Below are 17440 nucleotides of genomic sequence, written 5' to 3' on the forward strand. Positions count from 1 at the left end.
GGACGGCGCCGCCTGCCGGAGACGCTGCGTGTTTACTGCATATGCCAGCCGTGGCTGACCACAATCGATTGGCCGCTCAAGGCCGTCGACGGGAATGCGGCCAGGAAGACGGCCGTTTGCGCCACGTCTTGCGTGGTGGTGAATTCGCCGTCGATGGTGTCTTTCAGCATCACTTTCTTGATCACGTCTTCTTCACTGATGTTCAGCTGGGCCGCCTGTTCGGGGATTTGCTTGTCGACCAGCGGCGTGCGCACGAAGCCCGGGCAGATGACGTTGGCGCGGATGCCGTCTTTCGCGCCTTCCTTGGCTACCACCTTGGCCAGGCCCAGCAAGCCGTGCTTGGCGGCCACGTAGGCGCTCTTGAACGGCGAGCCTTCGTGCGAGTGCACGGAACCCATGTAGATGATGGCGCCGCCGCGGCCCGCCTTGATCATTTCGCGCATGCAGGCGCGCGTGGTGAGGAAGGCGCCGTCCATGTGAATGGCCAGCATCTTTTTCCATTGCTCGAACGGGTAGTCGACGACGGGGCTGATGATCTGGATGCCCGCATTGCTGATCAGGATATCGATGCCGCCGAAGTGGGCCACGGCATCGGCCACGCCCTTGTCGACCTGTTCTTCGCTCGAGACATCCATGGCGACGGAAAACGCCTGGCCGCCCGACTGCTTGATTTCCTCGGCCGTCTTGCTGGCCGCTTCCAGGACCAGGTCGGCGATGACGACCTTGGCGCCCTGTTTTGCGTATTCGATGGCCATTTCCTTGCCGATGCCACTGGCGGCGCCGGTAATCAGTGCGACTTTGTCTTTGAGTTGCATATTAATCCTTTGCATTGCGGGTTGGAGTGATCGTGGAAAATCTGACCTTGCCAGTATAGCGAGAAAACGCGGTGGGCATGCCCCGCGCACGTCTATGGGGCTTGCTGCCTGTCAAGGATTTCCTGTAGCCGCCAGGCGCCGGGATTGGTGCCCGCCCACGTGCGAAACGCGTGGTTGAACGCGCTTTGTTCCTGGTAGCCGAGCAGGAAGGCGATGTCGACCAGCGATAAATGGGGCTCGCGCAGATAGTCGCGTGCCAGGCCGTACCTGGCCTGGTCCAACAGGGCCTGGAAGCTGGTGCCGGCGTCGGCCAGCTTGCGCTGCAAGGTGCGCGGCGTCACGGCCAGGCTGGCTGCAACGGTCGCCAGCCGCGCCGAGCCCTGGCGCAAGCCTGTCACGATGGCCGCGTGCACTTGCGCGTCGATGGCGCCGCCGGTGTCCGTTTCAGCCTCGCGCTGCGCCAGCAACTGTTCTGCATACTGGCACAGCACGGGGTAGAGGCTGACGTCGGCGTTCGGCACGGGCCAGTCCAGCAATTGCGCGTCGAAAGTGGCCGTGTTCGCGCCCGCGCCAAAGGCGGGCAGGCTGCCCAGCACGCGCACGTATTCGTCGCGGTGGGCCGCGTGGCGCAGCAAGTCGCCGCCGCCATCGTGGGTGAATGCCAGTTTGGCCGGCGGCAGCGGCATGCCGGCCAGCCAGTCGCCGCTGACACGGATGCCGGCAAAGACGCTGTCGACCAGGTGCCGGCTGGCGCCCGGGTAGTTGCTGGTCCAGCGGTAGTGCGCGACGGCGCCATCGCGCTGCAGGGCCGACTGGCCCAGGTCGTGCGCCAGCCGTTCATAGCGGGCCGTCTGTTCCAGCACCTGGCCCACGTTGCTGCAGCTGAGTAAAATCAAGCCATAGGCGCTGTACGTGCCCATGCGCACCCGCTGGCCCACGTGCAGGCCGAAATGCGCATCGCCCGCCAGCAGCGCGCCCGCATCGAGCAGGCGCACGTAGTCGCGCGCGGCCAGGCCGGGCGTGGACGCTTCCAGGCTGTGCGGCGCCACGCCGGCCGCTTGCGCCAGGGTGACGCCATCGATGCCGTGCGCGCCGGCCGCTTCGAGCAGCGGCAGCAGATAGGCGCCGGCGACCCGGCCGTCAGTGCTTGTCATGATGGAACAATGCGATTGTCATGAAAAACCAATACCCTTCGTCTGTGGCGGCATATGCTATTGATCTAGCAAGAAAATCAGGCAAGAACAGTATAGCAAGCCGCCGTGGCGCGCAACTGGCCGAATATAGGGGATGTCGATGCAACGCTGGAATGGCTGGGGAGACGAGAGCATCACGTATGCGCTGAGCGGGGACGCGCTGGCGTTTTTGCGCGAGCGCCTGGGGCCTGGCAGCGGCATCGTCGATGCCACCTTCGACGACGCCTGCGCGCAAGTACCCGCTTCGCGCCTGGCGCCGCATCCGCTGATCGACACCCAGCCTGCCACGCGCGTGCGCCATGCGCTCGGCCAAAGCCTGCCCGACTGGTTCAAATTGCGCCATGGCCGCATCGGCGCGGTGCCCGATGGCGTGGCCTTTCCCGACAGCGCGCTGCAGGTGCGCCAGCTGCTCGCGTATGCGCGCCAGGCCTGCGTGGCCGTCATCCCGCACGGCGGCGGCACCAGCGTGGCCGGGCATTTGACGGTAGCGGCGGGACCGCGCCCCGTGCTGTCGCTCAGCCTCGCGCGCCTGTGTGCGCTGGGCCACCTGGACCGCGAAGCGCAGCTGGCCACGTTCGGCGCGGGCGTGTATGGCCCCGACCTGGAAGCGCAGCTGCGCGCGCATGGCTACACGCTGGGCCACTATCCGCAGTCGTTCGAGTATTCGACCCTGGGCGGCTGGATCGCCACGCGCTCGTCGGGCCAGCAATCGTTGCGCTATGGCCGCATCGAGCAGCTGTTCGCGGGCGGCGAAGTGGAAACGCCGGCCGGCACCTTGCGCATCCCCACGTTTCCCGCGTCGGCGGCCGGCATCGACCTGCGCGAAATGGTGCTCGGCTCCGAAGGGCGGCTGGGAATCCTGACGCAAGCGACGGTGCGCGTCTCCCCGCTGCCGCCCTATGAAGCATTCCACGCCGTGTTCTTTGCGCACTGGGGCCAGGCGCAGGCGGCCGTGCGGGCGCTGGCCCAGTCGCGCCTGCCCCTGTGTATGCTGCGCCTGTCGAACGCGGTCGAAACGCAAACCATGCTGACCCTGGCAGGGCACAAAAAACTGGTGGGACTGCTGGAACGTTATTTGTCGCTGCGTGGCTGCGGCGACGGCAAATGCATGCTGATGCTGGGCGTCAGCGGAGAAGAAAAACCGGCCCGCGCGGCCCTGCGCGGCGCCCTGGCGCTGGCGCGGCGGCACGGCGGCGTGCACGTGGGACGCCACATGGGCGATAAATGGAAGCAGGGGCGCTTTCGCAACGTCTACCTGCGCAATGGCGCGTGGGAACACGGCTACGTGATCGACACGGTGGAAACGGCCGTCGACTGGCCCCGCGTGGCGCCCATGATGGCGGCGCTGGAACAGGCGGGGGCCGGCGCGCTGGCGCAGTACGGCGAGCAGGTGCACGCGTACACGCATCTGTCGCACGTGTATGCGCAGGGCGCCAGCGTCTACACCACCTATGTATACCGGCTGGCGTCCACCTTTGAAGAAAACATGGCGCGCTGGCGTGCCCTGAAAGACGCGGCCGGCGCCGCCATCGTCGCCAACGGCGGCACCATCAGCCACCAGCACGGCGTGGGCACGGACCACGCGCCGTGGCTGGTGGCCGAAAAGGGAGAACTGGGCATCGCCGCCATGCGCGCGCTGCTGCGCCAGTTCGACCCCCAAGGCATGATGAACCCGGGCAAACTGCTGCCTGACGCGGGAATCGGATTATGAACAGGGCGAATTTGCCCGGCATCCTGGCGCGCGAGTGGGACGTGCTGATCGTCGGCGGCGGCATCACGGGCGCCGGCATCTTGCTGGAAGCGGCGCGGCGCGGTTTGACGGCGCTGCTGGTGGAGCAGCGCGATTTCGCCTGGGGCACCTCGAGCCGTTCCTCAAAGCTCGTGCATGGCGGCTTGCGCTATTTGAAGCAGGGCCAGTTCGCGCTGACGCGCGAATCGGTGCACGAGCGGGTAGCCTTGCTGACGGATGCGGCGGGGCTGGTCGAGCCGCAAGGATTTGCCTTTGGCGACTATACGGGCAGGAAGCCGGGGCGGCGCCAGTTCATGCTGGGCCTGGCCATCTACGACGTGATGGCGGGCCGGCGCACGCGCCGCTATGTCGATGCGGCGGATTTTGCCATGCTGGCGCCGCACATCCGGCGCGACGGCCTGCAGGGCGGCATGCTGTACCAGGACGCGAAGACGGACGATGCGCGCCTGGTGCTGCGCGTGCTGCAGGAAGCGCGCCGCCATGGCGGCGTTGCCGTCAATTACCTGGGCGTGGCGTCCTTGCTGCGCGACGGTGGCAAGGTCGCCGGCGCCACCTTGACCGATGCGCTCGATGGCAGGGCATTCACCGTGCGTGCGCGCCTGGTGATCAGCGCCACGGGCGCCTGGGCCGACGCCTTGCGCGGGCAAGTGGGAGAAACGCCGAAACTGCGGCCCTTGCGCGGCAGCCATTTGCTGCTGCCCGCCTGGCGGCTGCCGCTGGCGCAAGCCGTCAGCCTGATGCACCCGCGCGACGGCCGCCCCGTGTTTGCGTATCCGTGGGAGGGCGTGACGCTGGTGGGCACCACCGATGTCGACCACGGCGCCAGCCTGGACGTGGAGCCGGCCATCACGCGCGGCGAACTCGATTATTTGCTGGCCGCCTTGCAGTGGCAGTTCCCGCAGCTGGCGCTGGGCGAGGGCGATGTGCTAGCCACGTTTGCCGGCGTGCGTCCCGTGATCGGCAGCGGCCAGCTTGACCCGTCGAAGGAAGCGCGCGAACATGCGCTATGGCTGGAAAACGGCTTGCTGACGGTGGCGGGCGGCAAGCTGACGACGTTTCGCGTGATCGCCCTCGACGCATTGCGCCGCGCCGCGCCGCTGCTGCCGGGCTGGCAGGCGGAGCTGCGCCCCCTGCCGATTTTCGACACGACGCCGCCCTTGTCGGGCAAGGCCCTGGCGCTCGATGCCGAACAGCGCGAACGCTTGCTGGGCCGTCATGGCGCGGCCGCGCAGGCGCTGTGCGATGCGGCGCAGGACGGCGAACTGGCGCCGATTCCCGGCACGCAGACACTGTGGGCGCAGCTGCGCTGGGGCGCGGGCATGGAAGACGTGCAGCACCTGGACGACTTGCTGCTGCGGCGCACGCGCCTCGGTTTGCAGCTGGCCGGCGGTGGGCTTGCTATCATGCCGCGCCTGCGCGCCATCTGCCAGCGTGAACTGGGCTGGGACGACGCGCGCTGGGAAGAAGAGCAGCAGCGCTACCTGGCCCTGTGGCGTCGCCATTACAGCGTGCCGCAGGGTGAATGAAAACCATAAAAAAGGAGAGCATCATCGAGACCATCCTGTTTGGCCAGCCCCTGGAACTGGGCGACGCACGCATCACCTACGACAGCCTGTCGCCGCTGGACTTGCGCCAGAGCGTGGACGTCCTCGTCGACGACCTGGGCGAAGACCTGATGCAAATCACGTGCGCGAATGGCGACATCGTCGACGTGGGCTGGTATCCGGCGTGGAACGAACAGGGGCGCTTGCGCGTGGTGGCCGTGCGCGGGCAGGACTGGGAAGCGCCCGTGTTCAGCGCGCAGCCTGACAAGGATCCGCAAGTGCTGCTGCAGGCGCTGCGCGCCGCGCTGGCCAGCCTGGCATAAGCCATGGCCAGCGCAGCCGGCCCCGGGCCGTACATTCTCGCCATCGACAATGGCACGCAAAGCGTGCGCGCGCTGCTGTTCGACCGGGATGGCAATCTGGCGGCGAAGGCGCAAGTGTTCCTGGAAGCGTATTACTCCGACCACCCCGGCTGGGCCGAGCACGACGCCGACGGCTACTGGCAAGCCGTGTGCGCAGCGTGCCAGCAGCTGTGGCGCGGCACGGACATAGCCAGATCGTCGGTCGCCGGCGTGGCCGTCACGACGCAGCGCGGCACGGTCGTCAACGTGGATGAAGAGGGACAAGCCCTGCGGCCCGCCATCACCTGGCTGGACCAGCGCAGCACGCGCGACATTCCCCAGTTGGCGCCATGGTGGCGTGCCGCCTTCCGGGCCACGCGCCTCGATGGCACGATTAACTACTTCCGCCGCGAGGCCGAGATCAACTGGATCAGCGCGCACCAGCCCGACGTCTGGCGCCGCACGCACAAATTCCTGCTGCTGTCGGGCTTTTTGAACCACCGCCTCTGCGGAAAATACATCGATTCGACGGGCTCGCAAGTGGCGTACATCCCGTTCGACTACAAGCGCCATGCGTGGGCCGGGCGCTTCGACTGGAAGTGGCAGGCGCTGGCAATTCAACGCTCGATGCTGCCGGAACTGGTGGCGCCGGGCACGCGCATGGGCGCCATCACGGCATCGGCCGCCGCGGCGACGGGCATCCTGGAAGGCACGCCCTTGCTGGCGGCGGCCGCCGACAAGGCCTGCGAAGTGCTGGGCGCCGGCTGCGTCGAACCGCACGTGGCCTGTCTGAGCTACGGCACCACGGCCACCATCAACACGACCAACCGCAAGTACGTGGAAGTGACGCGCTTCATTCCGCCGTATCCGGCCGCCATGCCGGGCGCCTACAGCACGGAAGTGCAGATATTCCGCGGCTACTGGATGGTCAACTGGTTCAAGGAGCAGTTCGGCGACCGCGAACGGGCGGCGGCGGCCGAAGATGGCACGGGCTTGTCCGCCGAAGCCTTGTTCGACCGCCTGGTCGACGCCGTGCCGCCCGGCTCCATGGGCCTGATGCTGCAGCCGTACTGGAGTCCCGGCATCAAGGTGCCGGGGCCGGAAGCGAAGGGCGCCATGATCGGCTTTGGCGATGTGCATACGCGCGCGCACATCTACCGCGCCATTCTCGAAGGCCTCGCGTATGCGCTGCGCGAAGGCAAGGAGCGCATCGAGCGGCGCAGCGGCATCGCGATCACGGAGCTGCGCATCGCGGGCGGTGGTTCGCAAAGCGACGCCGCCATGCAGCTGACGGCCGACATCTTCGGCTTGCCGGCCGCGCGCGCCCACGTGTATGAAAGTTCGGGCCTGGGCGCGGCCATCGCCGCCAGCGTGGGTCTGGGCTGGCACGCGGATTTCCCCGCCGCCGTGCAGGCGATGACGCGCAAGGGCAAGGTATTCCAGCCCCATCCCGAGCACCGCAAGATCTACGAGCAGCTGTACCGGCGCGTGTACCAGAAAATGTATGCGCGGCTGCAGCCCCTGTACCGCGAGATCGCCGACATCACCGGCTATCCGGAATAGCCAATCATTAAATCGTATTGCGAATCATTCGCATCCGATATATGATGTGTTCCGCATTTCACTAAGGCAACTTATCCCGGTGACTGCAGTGCGCCGCCGGCCATGCGCCGGCGGCGTGTCCGCGCGGGCAGAGTTCCGCCGCAACGCTTCCTTCAACGCCGCCGCTTGATCGTGCACCGCTGTCCTCTGCCCTTGCATTTTTTCATTCCACAAGCATCGAGCAGCAAGCAAACCCAGGCAAGGATAGCGATGAAGAGCAGCAGCAAACAACGATTGACCCCGCTGGCCGCCGCGCTGGCGCTGGCATTGGGTGGCGCGCACGGCCACGCGTGGGCGGTGGCGATGGCCGACAAGACCGAGAAGGCCGACGCCGTGCAGATGCCCGCCATCAGCGTGTTCGGCGACGCCATCAGCGCCGGCACGGCCGGGCGCTCGTATATCAACAGCGCCGATATCGAACGCCAGCAGGCCGACAATGTCGCGTCCCTGCTCGACACCTTGCCCGGCGTGGACCTGGCCGGTACGGCCCGTCCCAGCGGCCAGAGCCTCAATATCTGGGGTTTCAACAAGGTGCAGGACGTGAAAGTCATCCTCGATGGCGTGCCGAAGGGCTTCGAGAAATACCGCCAGGGTTCCATCTTCATCGAGCCGGAACTGATCAAGCAGATCGAAGTGAACAAGGGCGCGCATACGAGCTTGTATGGCAATGGCGGCTTCGGCGGCGTCATCACGGTCGAGACCAAGGATGCGCAGGACTTGCTGGAAGGGGGCGAGAAAGTGGGCGCCATGCTCAAGTATTCGCGCCACTCGAACAATGCAGAAAACGACGCCACCGTGGCCGTCTACGGCCGCACGGAAGATGGCCGCTTCGATGCGATGGCCTTCACGACGCAGCGCAAGTCCGACGATTTGCGCAAGCCCGATGGCAAGCCATTCCGCTTTTCCGCCATCGATGCGCCATCGAGCCTGGCCAAGCTGAATATCCGGCTGACGCCGGAGCAGCTCTTGACCCTGACGGCCATGAAGAGCGGCAGTTCGGGCTGGGGCCCGTTCGCCGCCATGGGCGAGGACGTGCCCACGCCGACCGAGGCGGAAATCAAAAAATACGGACTGGAAGAGGCGTGGCAGCGCAAGGCCGTGTACCGCGACCAGGACGACGATACGTATTCCGTGAAGTGGCAGTACGCGCCGCAGAACAACCGATGGATCAAGCTGACGGCTAGCGCCGGCTATTCGCACACGGACCAGCATGACAAGCGCCTGCTCTCCGCTTCACTCGGTTCCTACCTGGGGTCACTGGGCAACGAGAGCTGGGCTTCGTACGTGGACCGCATCGCCGAGGTGCGCAACGAAAGCGTGTTTAGCACGGGCGCCGTGTCGCACGTGCTGCTGACGGGCCTGCAATGGCACAAGAACGTGCGCGACACTCTGATGTACTACCCGTCGTCGACGGCGCTGAAGGACCCCAGCTACAACTATGGCTACTTCCAGCCCTACTACATGCCGGCCGGGCGCCAGGAAACCACGGGCCTGTATCTGCAGGATGCGATGACCTATGGCGACGTGACGGTGACGGCAGCGCTGCGCCACGACAGAGTCGTTTCCGAGGGCGTGCCGAACAAGGCGCCGCGCTACAACAGCCCGCTGGCGGCGGCTGGCCACGACTTCAGCGAAAAGGCGCACGAAGACTGGTCGCCGCGCCTGGGCCTGTTCTGGAAGGCATCCAGCACGCTGGCCTTGTTCGGCGACTTGAGCCGCACCTGGCGCGCGCCGACGATCGACGAGATGTATTCGAATGAATATTATGTGTCGTCCAGGCTCGGTTCATCGACGCCGGGTACCAGCCGCGACCTGGCCGTCGAACGGGTGACGGCCGTGCGCACGGGCGTCATGCTGCATCGGCAAAACGTGTTCATGGAACGCGACGACGTGCAGCTGCGCCTGACGGCGTACCAGAACCGCGTCAGCGACAATATCGGCACGCGCCTGGGCATCCTGATCGAAGGCTATGTGCCGGGATCGGGCAAGGTGCCGCCGCCCTCTCGTCCTACCGCAACCTGGCCGGTTTCCGCACGCAGGGCGTGGAAGCCGAGTCTTACTACAATTCGCCGCGCCTGTTTGCCAGCGCTTCGCTGTCGAAGCAGCGCGGCACGCGCACCGGTTCCCAGCGCGACCCGTGGGGCCAGGACGAACCCGTGTCGACCATCGCGCCCGATAAGTTGATGGCGGGCCTGGGCTGGCGCATGCCCGATCTTGGCGCCAGCATCGGCTGGCAGGGCCGCTTCGTGGCGAAGCAGGAGCGCGTCTTGCCGGTGGGGAATGTGTACCGCCTGCCGCCATCGAAAGGCTATGCGCTGCATACCGTGTTTGCGTCGTGGATTGGCCGGCAAGGCGTGTGGCGCGGCACGGAGGTGCGGCTGACGGTTGATAATGTTTTCAACCGCAATTACATGCCCTACCTGAGCGAAGCGGTTACCGGCGTGGGGCGCAATGCGAAGTTGAGTGTGTCGCGTAAGTTTTGACCAGTTTTAAGAATGGCGGGCCGGAGACGCGGGCCTGAGAAAATGCCGATGGCGGCGTTGCAGCTTCCTTGCCGTACATTCGTACTGTCTGCGTCGCTGCGCCTTGCCCTCGACATTTTTCAGGCCCGCTTGGCCCGGGGTGCCTTTGCGTGGGGCGCGGGCCTACTCCCGGTTCGCCGTATCTTGCGTTGTATTTCAAGCCTTAACGTAACACTAGTGCCTTGACCGTTTCCCAGGCCGTGCTGCCCGAGTGCGTGGCGCGGACCTGGTTGCGGCCCGCTTCCTTGGCCACGTACAGGGCGCGGTCGGCGGCGACGAACAGGGCTTCGCGGTCGTCCAGCTGGTGCGGGCGGATGGTGGCCACGCCGATGCTGACGGTGATCCATGGCGAGGTGCTTGAGCGCGGGTGCGGCAGTTGCAGCGCCTCGATGCCGGCGCGGATGGCCTCGGCCAGGTGCAGGGCGCTGTCGGCATCCGTGTCGGCGAACAGCAAGACGAATTCCTCGCCGCCGTAGCGGGCCGCCAGGTCGCCGGAGCGGCTGGCGTGGGCGGCGATCGCCTGCGCCACCTGCTGCAGGCAGAGGTCGCCGGCCGGGTGGCCCAGGCTGTCGTTGTACAGCTTGAAGTGGTCGACGTCGAGCACCACCAGCGACAGGGCGCCGCCGCCGCGCACGGCGCGCTGCCATTCTTTTTCAAGGAAGCTGTCGAAATGCCGGCGGTTGGCGATCTGCGTCAGCGGGTCGAGATAGGCGGCGCGCTGCAGCGCGTCTTCCGACTGCTTGTGGTGCGTGATGTCGTGCAGCAGGCCGATATACAGGGGCTGGCGCAGATACATGGGCGTCAAGGTCAGGTCCATGCTCAGCGCCGCGCCGTTGCGGTGGCGGATCGCCACTTCGCGCGTGCCGTGGTTGTGCGCTTTTTCCGGATTGGCCGCGTGCATGGCGAAGTAATCGAGGTATTCCTGCGTCACGAGGGGGCTGAGCAGCTCGCCGATGAAGCGCCCGGCCAGTTCGTTTTCGCGGTAGCCCAGGTACTGGTCGCAGGCCGGGTTGGTGTACTGGATGCGGCCATCGGCCTCGATGATCAGCAAGCCCTCGGCCATGTTGTTGACGATGGTGCGCAGACGCTCGGCCTGTTCCTGCTGGGTTTCATTATTGCTGCGGATTTTCAGCTGGGCGCGCACGCGCGCACACACTTCGGCCATGCGCAGCGGCTTGCTGATGTAGTCGACGGCGCCGCAGTCGAGACCGGCCACCACGTCTTCCGTTTCCGTCTTGGCGCTCATGAAGATGACGGGAATGCGCTGCGTCAGCGGATGCTGCTTGAGGCGGCGGCACGTTTCGATGCCGTCCATGTCTGGCATCAGCACGTCGAGCAGGATCAGGTCGGGCTGGGCGCGCTGGGCGATCGCCAGCGCCCGCTCGCCGGACGTGGCGACATAGGTTTGATAACCCTGTTCGCTCATCAGCTTGCGCAGCAGCTCAAGGTTGGCCGGCGCATCGTCGACAATCAAAATGGCGGCTTCATGCCGCTGGGAATGCTCCACACTGCCTGGACTCATTGCTTCCGGCCTTCTCGATGTACTCTGCGCTGCCTGCGTTTGCTGCATATTCGGTGATGCTGACCGGGTTCAAATCTGATACAGCGGTCAAATCATACCGCCTCGCCATTTTTTTGGGTGAAAAAATCGATGTTGCACGAGCAATGAAAGTATTATTTTTATGATATTTTTAAAAATAAATACACGCAATTGCTATCATGAAAGCGGTTTTTAGGCGGAAAAGACGCGTGCCCCTGGTGCAGGGGCAGCGGGGGACACGCCCCACGTCAGGCGGGGCGTGGAGAGTGCAATTACATTTTTGCGGCGATCAGTTTGCCCAGGATGGCGATGCCCTCGCGGATGCGTTCCGGCGGCACCGTCACGAACGACAGGCGCAGGGTGTGCGTGTCCGGCGTGTTGGCGTAGAACGGCGCGCCCGGAACGAATGCCACTTTATTGGCGATGGCTTCGTCGAGCAGTTTCATCGCGTCGATGTGTTTTGGCAGGGTGACCCAGATGAACATGCCGCCTTCCGGCTTCGTCCACGTGACGCCGGCCGGGAAGTGCTCTTCCAGCGCCGACAGCATGGCCTGGCACTGGTTGCCATACAGGCTGCGGATGCTGGGAATATGCCGGTCCAGGAAGCCATCCTTGATTACTTCATGCACGACCATCTGCGTCAGCTGCGACGTGTGCAGGTCGGCCGCCTGCTTGGCCAGTTCCAGGCGGCGCACGAGCGGCATCGGCGCCACCACGTAGCCGAGGCGGATGCCTGGCGTGAGCACTTTCGAGAACGAGCCCATGTAGATGACGCCGTCCGGATTCATGTTGATCATCTTCGGATACGGCTCGCCGCTGTAGCTGAGGGCGCCGTACGGATCATCCTCGATCAGCGGCAGGCCGTGGCGGGCGCAGGTTTCCACCAGCTCCACGCGGCGCGCCACGGACAGGCTGCGGCCTGTCGGGTTCTGGAAGTTCGGCAACGCATACAACAGGCGCGCGCCATCGGCGACGGGGTTGATCGACGATGGCACCAGGCCTTCGTCATCGGTATCGACGGAAACGAATTCGGGACGGTAGACGGAGAATGCCTGCAGGGCGCCCAGGTAGCTGGGGGTTTCCACCAGGACCTTGCTGCCTTCGTCGATCAGGACCTTGCCCAGCAAGTCCAGCGCCTGCTGCGAGCCGGACGTCATCAGCACCTGTTCCGGCAGGATGGTGCTGCCATTGCCCGACAGCGAGTCGGCGATCCACTGGCGCAGCGGCAGGTAGCCGTCGGTCGGGCCGTATTGCAGGGCCACCTTGCCATTGTTCGACAGGACCTTGTCGAAGGCGATCTTCATTTCTTCCACGGGGAAGGTGGCGGGCGAGGGCAGGCCGCCGGCAAACGAGATGATCTCGGGACGCTGCGTGATCTTCAGGATTTCGCGGATGAACGAGCTTTGCAGCTGTTCCGCGCGTTCGGCAAAGCGCCATTGGATCGGATTCGGATTTTCAATTTTCATACGAGTCTCACAGAAGATGCCGAGCTGCGCCGGCTGGATTTGTTGGCCCGCTTGTGGCGGTGCGTTCGCAAGCGGCGCCGGATAGGCGTCGCCATGGTGCTGCGGTATTGTACGGCTTGCACGCCGCCGTGCCCATGTGCACGCGCAACGGCGTTGCAAATGGGCGTCAAGAAACCTTACTTCAGCTTGCGCCCGATGGCCACCACGGCGATCACGGCGCCGGCAAACAGCAGGCTTTCGCCCGTCAATGGCTCGTTCAGTAGCACGGCAGCGCCCAGCAAGGTGAGGAAGGGCTGCAGCAGCTGCGTCTGCCCCACGCGCGCCACGCCGCCCAGCGCCATGCCCCGATACCAGAAAAAGAAGCCGATAAACATGGAAAACACGGAGATGTAGGCAAACCCCAGCCACGCCGCGCCGCTGGCCTGCGCCATCAGCGCGCGCTGGGGCCAGGCGTTCCACAGGACCACGGGCAAGACAAAAGGCACGGCCAGCAGCAGCGCCCAGCAAATCACATGCTGGCCCGGCATGGCTTGCGCCAGGCGTCCGCCTTCCGCATAGCCGAGTGCCGCCAGCAGCACGGCGGCAAAGATCAGCCAGTCGGCCACGTGGAAGCTGCCGCCGCCCTGGCGCAGCGCGAACGCCACCACCAGAGCCGTGCCGAGCAGGGCCATCAGCCAGAATCCCGGGGAAGGGCGCTCCTTGCCGCGCAGTACGGCAAACACGGCGGTGGCCAGCGGTAAGATGCCCACCAGCACGGCGCCGTGTGAGGCGGGCAGGCTGCGCATGGCGATCGACGTCAGCCACGGGAAGCCCACCACGCAGCCCAGCGATACCAGGGCCAGCGGCAGCCATTGTTCGCGGCGCGGCAGCGGTGCGCGCTGCTGCCACAGCCACAGGCCGGCCAGGCAGGCGGCGACCAAGGCGCGGCCCAAGGCGACAAAGGTGGGATCGAGTTCGGCCACGGCCAGCCGCGTAAAGGGCAGGGTCAGGCTGAAGAGGGCGACGGCGATCAAGCCCAGTAGCAGGCCCTTGCGGTCGGCGCCGAGGCGCAGGGAATGGCTGGGGGAAGGTGTGGCGTGCGATGGCATGGCTGTCCTGGTGCGGGTGGTGTGGAATAAAGGCGGGCAGATGTGGATGAATGCGCCCGGTACTGCTATCCTAGAGCGCAATAGCAATACAGTACAAATACACTTTCACGCATAACTCCACATACTGTAATGGTCATATGAGCAATACACTCGCCTCTCCGTCCCTGCCATTGTTGTCGCGCGCCTCGGGCGAAACCCTGATCGACCAGATCGCGCGCTCGCTGGCGGCGCGCATCGATGACAAGCTGCTGCGCGGTGGCGCGCGCATGCCGTCGATCCGCCAGTGCGCGGCCAGCCTGGACGTGTCGTGCGCCACGGTGGTGGCCAGCTACGACAAGCTGGTGGCGCGCGGCTACCTGGAATCGCGGCGCGGCGCCGGCTTTTTCGTGCGCGAGCGCTCGCCTCTGAACACGCCGGCGGCGCCCGCTGGCGCGCAGGAAGCAGCGGCGCAGCCGATGGACGTGGTGTGGCTGATCCGTAACATGTTCCGCCAGACGCCGGCCATTCCCGCGCCCGGCATCGGCATGCTGCCCGCCGAGTGGCTCGATGGCGACCTCGTGGCGCGCGCCTTGCGCGACGTCAGCCGCCAGCCCGGCAGTTTGCTGCTCGGTTATGGCATGCCGCAGGGTTTCTTGCCGCTGCGCCAGCAATTGCAGCTGAAGCTGGCGGGGCTGGAAATCGCCTGCCCGCCCGAACAGATCGTCACCACGGTGGGCGTGATGCAGGCGCTGGACCTGGTGGCGCGTGAGTTTGCCCGCCCCGGCGACACCATTTTCGTCGACGACCCCGCGTACTGGCTGATGTTCGGCGCCTTTGCCGCCATGGGCGTGAATGTCATCGGCATCCCGCGCCTCGGCGACGGCCCCGATATCGCCGTGCTGGCCGAGCTGGCGGCCCTGCACCGTCCGAAGCTGTACGTGATCAACTCGGTGCTGCACAATCCCAGCTCGACGTCGCTGTCGGCAGCCAAGGCGTTCCAGGTGCTGCGCCTGGCCGAACAGCACGATTTCCTCATCGTCGAAGATGATATCTATTGCGACATGCACCCGGGTGGCGCGGTGCAGCCGGCCACGCGCCTGGCCGCGCTGGACCAGCTGCGCCGCGTGATTTACCTGGGCGGCTTTTCCAAGAGCCTGGCGGCGAACCTGCGCGTGGGCTTCATCGCCACATCAAATGAGCGGGCGCAGCGCCTGGCCGACCGCAAGATGCTGGCGACCCTCACCACCAGCGACATCGGCGAAAGGGTCGTGTATAAAATCCTTTCGCAGGGGCTGTACCGCAAGCATGCGGAGCGCCTGCGCGCGCGGCTCGACAAGGTGCGCGAGGGTACGTACCGCAAGGTCGAACAGGCCGGCTTGCGCTTCGATCCCGCGCCGGCCGGCATGTTCGTATGGGCCGATGCGGGCTGCGATACGAATGTCCTGGCCGAAAAGGCGCTGGCCGAGGGGCTGGTGCTGGCGCCGGGCAGCCTGTTCTCGCCGCGCCAGCTGCCGTCGACCCGCATGCGCCTGAACCTGGCCACGGTGCAGGACGAGCGGGTGTGGGCGTTTTTCGCCCGCGCGCTGGGTTAGAGGCGACTTTCGGCAGCCGCTCTTGAAATCGCTGGCACCATCCCCAACTCCGTAGAATCCGTCCCATCCACAAGACTATGAGGTAAAAATGGCTGTCTCCGAAAAGCAAACCCTGGGTTTTCAGACCGAAGTGAAGCAAATGCTGCACCTGATGATCCATTCCCTGTACTCGAACAAGGAAATCTTCCTGCGCGAATTGATCTCGAACGCGTCCGACGCGGCCGACAAATTGCGCTTTGAAGCGATCGATAACGACGCCCTGTACGGCAACGATCACGAATTGAAGATCAAGGTCAGCTTCGACAAGGATGCGCGCACCATCACCATTTCCGACAACGGCATCGGCATGACCCGCGACGAGGCGATCTCGCACCTGGGTACCATCGCCAAGTCGGGCACCAAGGAATTCTTCGGCAAGCTGTCGGGCGACCAGCAGCAGGATGCGGCCCTGATCGGCCAGTTCGGCGTGGGCTTCTATTCCGGCTTCATCGTCGCCGACAAGATCACCGTCGAAACGCGCCGCGCCGGCGCGGACGCCTCCGAAGGCGTGCGCTGGGAATCGGCCGGCGAAGGCGATTACAGCATCGAGACCATCGAAAAAACGGGCCGCGGCACGGACATCATCCTGCACCTGCGCGAAGGCGAGGACGAACTGCTGTCGAGCTGGAAGATCAAGTCCATCATCCGCAAGTACTCGGACCATATCTCGCTGCCGATCGTGATGCAGAAGGAAGAGTGGGACGACGAGAAAAAAGAAACCGTCCTGAAAGACGAATTCGAAACCGTCAACCAGGCCAGCGCCCTGTGGGCCCGCAACAAGGCCGACATCACGCCGGAACAGTACGACGAATTCTACAAGCACGTATCGCACGACTTCCAGTCGCCGCTCACGCACACGCATAACCGCGTGGAAGGCCGCAGCGAATACACGCAGCTGCTGTACATCCCGGCCAAGGCGCCGTTCGACATGTGGGACCGCAACAAGCGCGGCGGCATCAAGCTGTACGTCAAGCGCGTCTTCATCATGGACGATGCCGAGCAGCTGATGCCGACCTACCTGCGCTTCGTGCGCGGGGTGATCGACTCGGCCGACCTGCCGCTGAACGTATCGCGTGAAATCCTGCAGGAGTCGCGCGACGTCAAGGTCATCCGCGAAGGCTCGACCAAGCGCGTGCTGGGCATGCTGGAAGAACTGGCGAACGCGGACGAGCAGGACAAGAAGGACAAGTACGCCGTCTTCTGGAAGGAATTCGGCCAGGTGCTGAAAGAAGGCATCGGCGAAGACGCGGCCAACAAGGAACGCCTGGCCAAGCTGCTGCGCTTTGCGTCGACGGCCAACGACAGCGACGAGCAAATCACCTCGTTCGCCGACTACGTGGCGCGCATGAAGGAAGGCCAGGACAAGATCTATTACGTCACGGCCGACAACTACGCCGCCGCGAAAAACAGCCCGCACCTGGAAATCTTCCGCAAGAAGGGCGTCGAAGTGCTGCTGCTGACGGACCGTGTCGATGAATGGATGCTGTCGTTTATCCAGGACTTCGAAGGCAAGGAACTGGTCTCCGTCGCCAAGGGTGGCCTGGACCTGGGCGCGCTGGAAGACGAAGCGGAAAAGAAGGAGCACGAAGAAACGGAAACCTCGTACGCCGACCTGGTGGGCAAGATGAAGACGGTGCTGGCCGACAAGGCCAAGGACGTGCGCGTCACGTTCCGCCTGACCGATTCGCCAGCCTGCCTGGTGGCCGATGAAAACGAATTGTCGGGCAACCTGCTGCGCATGCTCAAAGCGGCGGGCCAGAGCGCGCCGGAATCGAAGCCGATTTTGGAAATCAACCCGAACCACCCGCTGGTGACGCGCCTGAAATACGAAGATGCGGAAGGCGGCAAGTTTGGCGACTGGGCCAACATCCTGTTCGACCAGGCCATGCTGGCCGAAGGCGGCTCGCTGGCCGACCCGGCCAGTTTCGTGAAACGCCTCAACGAATTGCTGCTCAATTCGGCGAAGTAA

At 65.0% G+C, this 17440-nt stretch carries 12 protein-coding genes and 1 pseudogene; 8 read left to right on the top strand and 5 right to left on the bottom strand.

Going from position 1 to position 17440, the window contains the following annotated elements:
* Nucleotides 1-32: 32 nt before the first annotated feature.
* Together SKZ59_RS18530 and SKZ59_RS18535 are read right to left on the bottom strand one after the other, a co-directional pair.
* Nucleotides 33-815 carry a 3-hydroxybutyrate dehydrogenase gene (locus tag SKZ59_RS18530; RefSeq protein ID WP_034758426.1) on the bottom strand — a complete coding sequence of 261 codons (783 nt, stop codon included), beginning with the start codon at nucleotides 813-815 and terminating at the stop codon, nucleotides 33-35.
* A gap of 92 nt (nucleotides 816-907) precedes the next feature.
* Nucleotides 908-1969, bottom strand: coding sequence for an AraC family transcriptional regulator (locus SKZ59_RS18535; protein WP_319992584.1), 1062 nt, complete (start codon nucleotides 1967-1969; stop codon nucleotides 908-910).
* Between the two features lie 139 nt (nucleotides 1970-2108).
* Between SKZ59_RS18535 and SKZ59_RS18540 the strand changes: the two genes are divergently transcribed.
* From SKZ59_RS18540 to SKZ59_RS18565, 6 genes and pseudogenes are all read left to right on the top strand, one after another.
* Nucleotides 2109-3719: an FAD-binding oxidoreductase gene (locus SKZ59_RS18540; RefSeq protein WP_319992585.1), complete on the top strand. Its 1611-nt coding sequence runs from the start codon at nucleotides 2109-2111 to the stop codon at nucleotides 3717-3719.
* On the top strand, nucleotides 3716-5284 hold the full coding sequence (locus SKZ59_RS18545; RefSeq protein ID WP_319992586.1) for a glycerol-3-phosphate dehydrogenase/oxidase: 1569 nt from the start codon (nucleotides 3716-3718) through the stop codon (nucleotides 5282-5284). The genes SKZ59_RS18540 and SKZ59_RS18545 overlap by 4 nt, the downstream gene beginning before the upstream one ends.
* The gene (locus tag SKZ59_RS18550) at nucleotides 5281-5625 is read left to right on the top strand and encodes a hypothetical protein (RefSeq protein WP_319992587.1); all 345 of its coding nucleotides are present in this window, start codon (nucleotides 5281-5283) and stop codon (nucleotides 5623-5625) included. The genes SKZ59_RS18545 and SKZ59_RS18550 overlap by 4 nt, the downstream gene beginning before the upstream one ends.
* 3 nt (nucleotides 5626-5628) lie before the next feature.
* Nucleotides 5629-7206, top strand: a complete 1578-nt coding sequence (locus SKZ59_RS18555; RefSeq protein WP_319992588.1) for an FGGY-family carbohydrate kinase — start codon at nucleotides 5629-5631, stop codon at nucleotides 7204-7206.
* Nucleotides 7207-7584: 378 nt separating this feature from the next.
* A pseudogene (locus SKZ59_RS18560) lies at nucleotides 7585-9180 on the top strand (TonB-dependent receptor domain-containing protein); the annotation flags it as partial.
* A 107-nt stretch (nucleotides 9181-9287) separates the two neighbouring features.
* On the top strand, nucleotides 9288-9728 hold the full coding sequence (locus SKZ59_RS18565; protein ID WP_319992589.1) for a TonB-dependent receptor: 441 nt from the start codon (nucleotides 9288-9290) through the stop codon (nucleotides 9726-9728).
* 202 nt (nucleotides 9729-9930) lie between these two features.
* Here SKZ59_RS18565 and SKZ59_RS18570 read toward each other — a convergent pair whose 3' ends face one another.
* From SKZ59_RS18570 to SKZ59_RS18580, 3 genes are all read right to left on the bottom strand, one after another.
* Complete coding sequence (locus SKZ59_RS18570) at nucleotides 9931-11289, bottom strand: diguanylate cyclase (RefSeq protein WP_034758415.1); 1359 nt, start codon at nucleotides 11287-11289, stop codon at nucleotides 9931-9933.
* A gap of 290 nt (nucleotides 11290-11579) precedes the next feature.
* A complete protein-coding gene (locus tag SKZ59_RS18575) occupies nucleotides 11580-12773 on the bottom strand; it encodes a PLP-dependent aminotransferase family protein (RefSeq protein WP_072454800.1) in 1194 nt (397 codons plus the stop codon).
* 176 nt (nucleotides 12774-12949) lie between these two features.
* Entirely contained in the window at nucleotides 12950-13861 is a 912-nt protein-coding gene (locus SKZ59_RS18580) for a DMT family transporter (protein ID WP_070306128.1), read from the bottom strand.
* Between the two features lie 137 nt (nucleotides 13862-13998).
* Here SKZ59_RS18580 and SKZ59_RS18585 point away from each other — a divergent pair, with 137 nt between their 5' ends.
* Both SKZ59_RS18585 and htpG read left to right on the top strand, forming a co-directional pair.
* Nucleotides 13999-15432 carry a PLP-dependent aminotransferase family protein gene (locus SKZ59_RS18585; RefSeq protein WP_034758406.1) on the top strand — a complete coding sequence of 478 codons (1434 nt, stop codon included), beginning with the start codon at nucleotides 13999-14001 and terminating at the stop codon, nucleotides 15430-15432.
* 88 nt (nucleotides 15433-15520) lie between these two features.
* Entirely contained in the window at nucleotides 15521-17440 is a 1920-nt protein-coding gene (gene htpG / locus SKZ59_RS18590; RefSeq protein ID WP_034758403.1) for a molecular chaperone HtpG, read from the top strand.

Origin of the sequence: Janthinobacterium sp. GMG2 (genome assembly GCF_033949445.1) — a bacterium.
Taxonomy (GTDB): domain Bacteria; phylum Pseudomonadota; class Gammaproteobacteria; order Burkholderiales; family Burkholderiaceae_D; genus Janthinobacterium; species Janthinobacterium aestuarii.

What these genes read in the sequence shown, in the direction of transcription:
- SKZ59_RS18530 (WP_034758426.1), bottom strand. Translation starts at nt 815, where the DNA reads ATGCAACTCAAAGACAAAGTCGCACTGATTACCGGCGCCGCCAGTGGC.
- SKZ59_RS18535 (WP_319992584.1), bottom strand. Translation starts at nt 1,969, where the DNA reads ATGACAAGCACTGACGGCCGGGTCGCCGGCGCCTATCTGCTGCCGCTG.
- SKZ59_RS18540 (WP_319992585.1), top strand. Translation starts at nt 2,109, where the DNA reads ATGCAACGCTGGAATGGCTGGGGAGACGAGAGCATCACGTATGCGCTG.
- SKZ59_RS18545 (WP_319992586.1), top strand. Translation starts at nt 3,716, where the DNA reads ATGAACAGGGCGAATTTGCCCGGCATCCTGGCGCGCGAGTGGGACGTG.
- SKZ59_RS18550 (WP_319992587.1), top strand. Translation starts at nt 5,281, where the DNA reads ATGAAAACCATAAAAAAGGAGAGCATCATCGAGACCATCCTGTTTGGC.
- SKZ59_RS18555 (WP_319992588.1), top strand. Translation starts at nt 5,629, where the DNA reads ATGGCCAGCGCAGCCGGCCCCGGGCCGTACATTCTCGCCATCGACAAT.
- SKZ59_RS18570 (WP_034758415.1), bottom strand. Translation starts at nt 11,289, where the DNA reads ATGAGTCCAGGCAGTGTGGAGCATTCCCAGCGGCATGAAGCCGCCATT.
- SKZ59_RS18575 (WP_072454800.1), bottom strand. Translation starts at nt 12,773, where the DNA reads ATGAAAATTGAAAATCCGAATCCGATCCAATGGCGCTTTGCCGAACGC.
- SKZ59_RS18580 (WP_070306128.1), bottom strand. Translation starts at nt 13,861, where the DNA reads ATGCCATCGCACGCCACACCTTCCCCCAGCCATTCCCTGCGCCTCGGC.
- SKZ59_RS18585 (WP_034758406.1), top strand. Translation starts at nt 13,999, where the DNA reads ATGAGCAATACACTCGCCTCTCCGTCCCTGCCATTGTTGTCGCGCGCC.
- htpG (WP_034758403.1), top strand. Translation starts at nt 15,521, where the DNA reads ATGGCTGTCTCCGAAAAGCAAACCCTGGGTTTTCAGACCGAAGTGAAG.